The sequence below is a fragment of the Flavobacterium cupreum genome (assembly GCF_003996965.1).
GTDB lineage: Bacteria > Bacteroidota > Bacteroidia > Flavobacteriales > Flavobacteriaceae > Flavobacterium > Flavobacterium cupreum.
Window position 1 is genome coordinate 1 of record NZ_QWDM01000241.1, and the last position, 286, is coordinate 286.

Annotated in this window: 2 protein-coding genes; both read left to right on the forward strand. The window is 58.0% G+C overall.

Annotated elements, in window-relative coordinates; translation table 11 throughout:
• The coding region (locus tag D0817_RS27300) for a YebC/PmpR family DNA-binding transcriptional regulator (protein WP_193555385.1) at nt 1–193 on the forward strand (193 nt) is incomplete at its 5' end.
• A gap of 4 nt (nt 194–197) precedes the next feature.
• A partial coding sequence (locus D0817_RS27305; RefSeq protein ID WP_134737819.1) for a phosphoribosylamine--glycine ligase N-terminal domain-containing protein occupies nt 198–286 on the forward strand: 89 nt, incomplete at its 3' end.

Sequence of the window (286 nt, forward strand, 5' to 3'; positions counted from 1 at the left end):
CGCCTTCGCGGGCGTCAAGGAGAAGCTCGAGGCGGCCGGCTTCAAGGCCGAGGTGGCCGAGATCATCATGAAACCAGCGACCGAAACCGTGATCGAAGGTGAAGACGGCATCCGCATGCAAAAGATCCTCGACGCGCTCGAGAACCTCGACGATGTGCAAGAAGTTTACACCAACGCCCTGATCGAAGAATAAGCCTATGAAAATCCTGGTAGTCGGCTCCGGCGGCCGCGAACACGCCCTGGCCTGGAAACTGGCCCAATCCGAACGCATCCAATTGGTCTATGT